Annotated in this window: 6 protein-coding genes and 1 riboswitch; of the genes, 4 read left to right on the forward strand and 2 right to left on the reverse strand. The window is 51.4% G+C overall.

Annotated elements, in window-relative coordinates; all coding sequences use genetic code 11:
* Positions 1-191: 191 nt before the first annotated feature.
* Entirely contained in the window at positions 192-827 is a 636-nt protein-coding gene (gene thiE, locus DW677_RS14105) for a thiamine phosphate synthase (RefSeq protein ID WP_117567635.1), read from the reverse strand.
* Between the two features lie 357 nt (positions 828-1184).
* A riboswitch (TPP riboswitch) is annotated at positions 1185-1292 on the reverse strand.
* Between the two features lie 259 nt (positions 1293-1551).
* Here thiE and DW677_RS14110 point away from each other — a divergent pair.
* From DW677_RS14110 to DW677_RS14125, 4 genes are all read left to right on the forward strand, one after another.
* Positions 1552-1824, forward strand: coding sequence for a hypothetical protein (locus tag DW677_RS14110; RefSeq protein ID WP_117567636.1), 273 nt, complete (start codon positions 1552-1554; stop codon positions 1822-1824).
* Positions 1825-1917: 93 nt separating this feature from the next.
* Entirely contained in the window at positions 1918-3018 is a 1101-nt protein-coding gene (locus DW677_RS14115; protein ID WP_117567637.1) for a PhnD/SsuA/transferrin family substrate-binding protein, read from the forward strand.
* A gap of 49 nt (positions 3019-3067) precedes the next feature.
* On the forward strand, positions 3068-3826 hold the full coding sequence (gene phnC / locus DW677_RS14120) for a phosphonate ABC transporter ATP-binding protein (protein ID WP_117567638.1): 759 nt from the start codon (positions 3068-3070) through the stop codon (positions 3824-3826).
* An 87-nt stretch (positions 3827-3913) separates the two neighbouring features.
* The gene (locus tag DW677_RS14125; protein ID WP_181968367.1) at positions 3914-5476 is read left to right on the forward strand and encodes an ABC transporter permease subunit; all 1563 of its coding nucleotides are present in this window, start codon (positions 3914-3916) and stop codon (positions 5474-5476) included.
* Positions 5477-5728: 252 nt separating this feature from the next.
* Here the strand turns inward: DW677_RS14125 and DW677_RS18535 are convergent.
* Positions 5729-6709: S-layer homology domain-containing protein (locus DW677_RS18535; protein ID WP_207658985.1), on the reverse strand; the 981-nt coding region annotated here is incomplete at its 5' end.

The raw sequence follows: 6709 nt of genomic DNA on the forward strand, positions 1-6709 counted from the left end.
AATAACTTTTTATTAGGCGACGCAAGGTGGTGCCCCCAATGTGCCGCCGCGGATGAATATTTCCGCTTAATCTATTCCAAAACCCAGAGGGAAAATTGCTGCTCTGTGAATTTAGAATTCATATTTTCAGGCAAGTAGTATTTTTCTTCTGGCTTATTGGCTTGTTTGAATGTAGTGTTTAAAAAATTATATTATAAGATTTCTCTTACCGCCTCTTTCAGTTCTCGTGTCGCCTTCTCAATATCCTCCGCCGCAAAGATCGCGCTGACGACCGCAACGCCGTCCACGCCGGTTCCCTTAAGGGGCTCCAGGCGGTTCTTATTGATTCCGCCGATGGCTACCACCGGAATATCCACCGCCTGACAGATCTCAGAGAGCGCCTCCGTTGTCACCGCTGTGGCGTCCTTTTTTGTTCCTGTCGGATACATCGCTCCGACACCGAGGTAATCCGCCCCGTGCTTTTTCGCAAGAAGCGCCTGCTCCACATTCTTACAGGAAACACCGATGATCTTATCCGGTCCCAGCTTTTCCCTCACTTTCCCCGCTTCCATATCGCTCTGTCCCACATGGACGCCGTCCGCGTCCACCTTAAGGGCGATATCCACGTTGTCGTTGATCACAAAGGGAACATGATATTCGGCACAGAGCTTTTTGATCTTTTTTGCCTCTTCGAGGAAAGTCTCCTCGTCCAGCTCTTTTTCTCTCAGCTGTACAAAGGTCGCTCCGCCTTTTAATGCCTGTTCCACCTGGCTCTCCAGGGTTGCTCCGTTTAACCACGCGCGGTCTGTCACCGCGTAAAGCAGCATATCTTCCGGTCTGCAGTTCATATCTTACCTCCTAAAAAATCGAAATACGCACCAGACGTATTTTTCAAGCCATTCTGCCTTTCAATTTACCTGCCGACCTGTCATCAGCAGATTCTTTCGAATGCATATCATAAAAAGGATGCGCCCCGCGCGGTCACTTGCGACGATCTGCATCTTCGCACGAGTGCGCAGCATTGGCACGTTAGTGCCTTTTTTGTAACAGGGAATTCCTCGGAATTCCTGTTATAACAAGTGAAAACACGCTTCGCGAGTTTCCCCTTGTTATCGCGACAGTCGCCAAGGTCTCGCGCAAGCGCGGACTTTGGCTCGTTGTTCGCGTAAAAAAAGGAGACACCCGCAGGTATCTCCACTTCTACTCTTTCTCTTCAGCAGCTTCCTACGTTGGCATGATCCAAATCAGGTATACGGGTCTTGGCGATGCAGCCAACTCTCAGCCTGATCCGTCAGGCTCCCCGGTCTGTTTATTTTCTTTTTTCTGACAAGATTTACTATATACTTTCTGTGCGGAAAAGTCAAGTTTGCACCTGGTTTCGTACATGATTTTAAGACTGCGGATTTTGCATGGATCCATCGATATTTTTCATGTATTCCGTACAGCCTTGTGTTCCCCGCCCATCGCTTTTTCCCGGCGGACCTTTCAGAAATTTCCTCTCTTGCCTTTTTCCATCTCCTGTGTTACAATCCAAATCGGTTAACGGAATGCAGCATGAGGGGGAGCGCCCTGGTGCTGCGGTCAATTCAATTACTTGATGACGAAGACCAGATTGCGAGGGAGTCCGTGTTCCGGGCTGAGAGGATCCCAGAAAGGATCGACCGTCCCATGCCGCGGATCCATGTCCGCGGCTTGTCAGCATTCTGCCTGAAAGTCATTTTTACGGCATGCTGCAGAAAGTATGCCTTTTTCTTTATCCGCCTGTTTCTTCCGGATTCATGGCAGCTGAACGCGTTCTATTTCTTATTCGGAACGATCACGCTCTCACAGTGTCCTGACCATTAGCGGATATTGAAACTATTTCACCGTATTTCCCGGTGTCCCATTCTTTCAGCAGAAAATATATTCTGCCCTGACGGGCTATGGAGGTATTATATTATGAGAAAATTTGTTGTACCGGCTCTCTCCCTGGCACTCTGCCTCGGACTCACTGCAGGATGTTCTTCCAAAACGGACGCACCGGCTGCTTCCACAGGGGAGACCACAGTTGCCGCTTCTGCGGAAAGCACTTCTGAAGCAGCCGCTTCCGCAGAGACAAAATCCATCGATTCCTTAAAGATCGCTTTCTCCCCGTATGCGGACGCAGATACGATCACGACAGCAACAGAGCCGTTAGAGAACCTTTTAAAAGAGACACTGCTTGAAAAAGGCTACGATGTCAAAGACATCGACATGACCGTCGGAACAAGCTACACTGCTGTCGGTGAGGCACTGAGCGCAGGAAGCGCTGATATCGGATTTATCTCCGGAGGAAACTATGTCCTGTTCTCCGATGACTGCGACGTTCTCCTCACGGCTCTCCGCTACGCCATCAACAAGGACTCCGAAGATCCGAAGGAATGGAACGACGGCACCATCGAGGAAAACACAGACAAAATGAGCACATATTACCGCTCCATCATTCTCGCAGGACCGAGTGAAAAAGGTCAGGAGCTCTTGGCAAAAGTCAACAACGGCGAGGAACTTACCTGGGATGACTTAAACAGCGCCACCTGGGCAGTCATGGGACCGACCTCCGCGTCCGGCTACATTTATCCGTCCTTATGGTTAAACGAGCGCTACGGAAAGACCATCGCTGACCTTGCGAATGCGGTCCAGTCTGATTCCTACACCACATCCCTTGCCCGCCTCGCCTCCGGACAGGCAGACCTCATGGTCTCCTACGGCCATATCCGCACAAAATATGCGCCGGACTGGAAAGAGAAATTCGGCGGCACTGATGATATGGTAAAGCAGACAGGCATCATCGGCGTCACAGAGGGAATCTACAACGATATGATCGCATACAGCAAAACTTCCGACCTTATGCAGGACGCTGACTTCCGTCAGGCTCTCGGTGATTCCTTCATCGAGATCGCAGGAACTGATGAAGGCAAAGACATCATCAAAGTCTTCAGTCAGGTCGGCTACGAGTGGGGCGATGACGCGAACTATGACGGGGAACGCGCCGCACAGGAAATGTTAAAGTCTATGAACTAAACAGGTTCCAGTTTTTTACTGATTCATTATTTGTAAGGCAGGTATCTTCATGGAAATCGTTCTTCAGAACATTGGAAAACAATTTAAAAACGGGACACGCGCCCTGGACCATGTAACCTTTACCATCCCTCAGGGCGAGTTCGTCTCCGTGATCGGTCCGTCCGGAGCTGGAAAAACCACCCTGTTCCGGATCTTAAACGGCATGGAGACGCCGGGGGACGGGGCTGTCCTTTTTGATGGCAGCGACATATCGTCCATGTCCGGAACTGCCAGAAAAAATGTAAAGAGATCCATCGGCACCATCTACCAGGATTTCTGTCTCGTGGAAAATTCCACCTGCCTTGCAAATGTGCTCACTGCCTGTCTGCCGGATATGGGATTTTTCCCCGCTGTGTTCGGAATCTACGGAAAAAAGCGCCGGGCAGAAGCACTGAAATTTCTTGACCGCGTGGGACTCCCCGAAAAAGCAGAAGAACCGGTAAAAAATCTCTCCGGTGGTCAGAAACAGCGCGCCGCCATCGCGAGAGCCCTCATGCGTCATCCAAAAATCCTGCTGGCTGATGAGCCCGCCGCCTCCTTGGATCCGGTCACCGGGCGGCAGATCCTGACACTTTTAAAGGAGATTCAGGAAAAGGATGGCGTCACGATTCTTATGAACAGCCATAACCTTGAATTTTCTCAGGAGTTTTCCGACCGGATCATCGGACTGAAGGACGGAAATGTGGTTTTTGATGGAACGCCATCGGAAATGAATGAGGAAATCTTGAGAAACATTTATCTCAGTCTCGAAGACTCCCACCTATCTTAGGTGATGAATAATAGAACTCTGCTATTTATGCATTTATCCGTCCCAACGGATCCTTGCAGAGAAGCATTTCAGAGGAGGAAGCAATCCATGTACAGAAATCGAAAAAATTATATAAAACCTGCCGGCTGGATCCTCTTCCTTCTCTGCTTTTACGCCGCCGCGTCCTTCACCGGATGTGATCCGGCTCTTTTTGTTTCAAGGAGCTCCCATCTTTCAGATCTGGCGGCCGACATGATGCGGCCGGATCTCTCTTATTTTCCAAAGATCCTGCTGCCGCTCTTTTACACGATTCAGATGTCCGTTACTGGTACCGTAACAGGATCCGCTCTGGCACTGATCGTTTCCCCTTTCGGCGCTGTGTCCCTGCATTTTCCGTCCTGGGCAAGGCGTTTGCTGCGTCTCCTGATCCAGATACTCCGGTCTTTTCCGGCGCTGATCCTGGCGCTCGCCGCGACCTTTCTCTTCGGACTCGGAACCTTTGCTGGAACCTTCGCGATCACGCTCTACACCTTTGCGATCATGACGAAGCTCACCTACGAGGATGCGGAACATACGGACACAGCTCCCTATCAGGCCCTTATCTCTATGGGCTGTGCCCGTTTCCCGGCATTTATCCATGCCGTCCTGCCGGAGATTTTGCCCGCGTTTCTGACAAACGCCCTGTACCTCTTTGAGACGAATGTGCGGCACAGCTCCATTCTCGGATACGTTGGGGCAGGCGGAATCGGTCTAATCTTAAATGAAAAGATCTCCTGGCGGGAGTTCCACAAGGTCGGAACGATCCTGCTGCTGCTCTTTCTCACCGTCTGTGTCATCGAATCCGCGAACCGGTATTTTACAGCTGTGATCCACAGCGGACAGATCGCAGAACTTTTTTCAGGCAGAAAGGACTTGTCCAAAAAGACCCGTATCTCTGGACGGATGATCCTTTTCGGTTTTGCAGTGCTCTTCCTCTTCTGCCTAGCGACACAGACTCCGCCGGATTTTTCAAGAACAAGTGCCGCTGCCTTAAAAAGTATGGCAGCCGGACTCACGCATCCGGACTGGAGCTTCTTTTTCTCCGCAAAGAAAGACGGGCTCGGCTATCTGCTTCTTGAGACCATCTGCATTGCCATTGTCGGAACAGCCATCGGTGCTTTCCTTGCCGCACCCCTTGCCTTTCTCAACACAAGACGCTTTGTCCCGGCGCCGGCTGCTTTTTTCTTTAACCTGATCATCATGGCGATCCGGTCGATCCCGTTTCTGATCTATGGTCTGATCTTCATCCGGGTCTCCGGTCCCGGCGCCTTCACAGGTGTCCTGACGTTAGCTGTCTGCAGCATCGGACTTCTCACAAAGCGCTTCACCGAATGTCTGGAGGCCATCGATCCCGGCCCGTACCGGGCGTTCCTCGCCATGGGTGTCCACCCGGTTCCAGCCGTCTTCCACAGCGTTCTCCCGCAGATCGCCCCAGCATTCTGCTCCGCCGTCCTCTACCGCTTTGACGTCAATATCCGTGAGGCGTCCGTTCTCGGACTCGTGGGCGCAGGCGGGATCGGCGCACCGCTTATCTTCGCGATGAACCAGTACGACTGGAATAAGGCTGGAGCGATCCTTTTGGGACTGATTCTGCTTGTGTGGGGCGTGGATATTCTGTCTTCACGCAGATAAAATAAATCCTTGCTCTTTCATCTCTTTTTAGGACTGTTTGCAGAAATTCCATCCTGCCCAGAAATATGCTTTCTACAACTGACGTCCAGCATGAACTACATAGATTTTATAAATAGTAAAAAGACCTTTTGACACAAAATAAAAAACGATGTCAAAAGGTCTTTTATTCATTTTTTGACCCGGACACACAGGTCATCAGCCGCCTGTGCTCAGATTCCACCTTTTACCGGATAGTCAGCCCGATGTATCGTCTCAGCTCGCCGGTTTCACCCATTCTGTCGCACCTGTCGACGCAGCAACAGGTTTCAGTCCCTGTTTTTCTACAAATTGATGGAGCATCTCCGCAGTCTCAGCGCGGGTAACCGTGCCCTTCAGATCAAGAAGATCGCTGCCGGCTGCCATGCCACCCTGTGTGGTATCATAGCCCCTGACCTGTGCGTAGCGATAAAAGATCGATGCAAGCTGTTCACGCGTAACAGGATCATCCGGACCAAATTTCTTGCCGTCAAAGTCACCCATAATGCCGTTTTGCTGTGCCCAGGTTACCGCATCGTAAAGCCCTACGGTGCCGGGACCGTACTCAACATCCGTAAAGTGGTTCTTTCCCTCAACGGCAGGGCTGCCCGCCATACGGTAGAAGATCACCGCGATCTGGGCACGGGTGATATTGGTGTTCGGTGCAAAGGTCGTTGCGCTGATTCCGGACATCAATCCCTTCTCATAGACAAACATCACAACCTTATAAAACCAATCGTTCGCATACACATCTGTAAATGGATTCGTCCCTGCATCTGGATCGCTCTTTATCCAGCCGGCGTAAACCGTCCTGTTTCCGATCATCCTGAGTTCCGTGATCCTCTGTGTCAATGCCTGATCGGAATACCACCCGGTAAAATCATAGCCCTCACGGGTCGGAATATAATCGGAAAGGCTGACCGTCTTACCGTAGGTTCCCCCAATTGCACTTATGCCGCCGCCACCGTTCGCATGGAAGTTCAGCGTATAGCTGGAGGTATCGCCGCTGCTTCCGGAACTGCTGCTGTCCTTTTTCGGTGTCGTCGGGGCCGTTGGAATCGTCGGGGTTGTCGGGATTGTCGGTGTCGTCGGTGTCGTCGGGTTCGTCGGTGTCGTCGGATCCTTCGGGTTCGTCGGTGTCGTCGGGTTCGTCGGTGTCGTCGGATCCTTCGGGTTCGTCGGTGTCGTCGGTGTCTTCGGGTTCGTCGGTGTCGTCGG

The organism is Clostridium sp. AM25-23AC (assembly GCF_003435125.1).
GTDB lineage: Bacteria > Bacillota > Clostridia > Lachnospirales > Lachnospiraceae > Pilosibacter > Pilosibacter fragilis.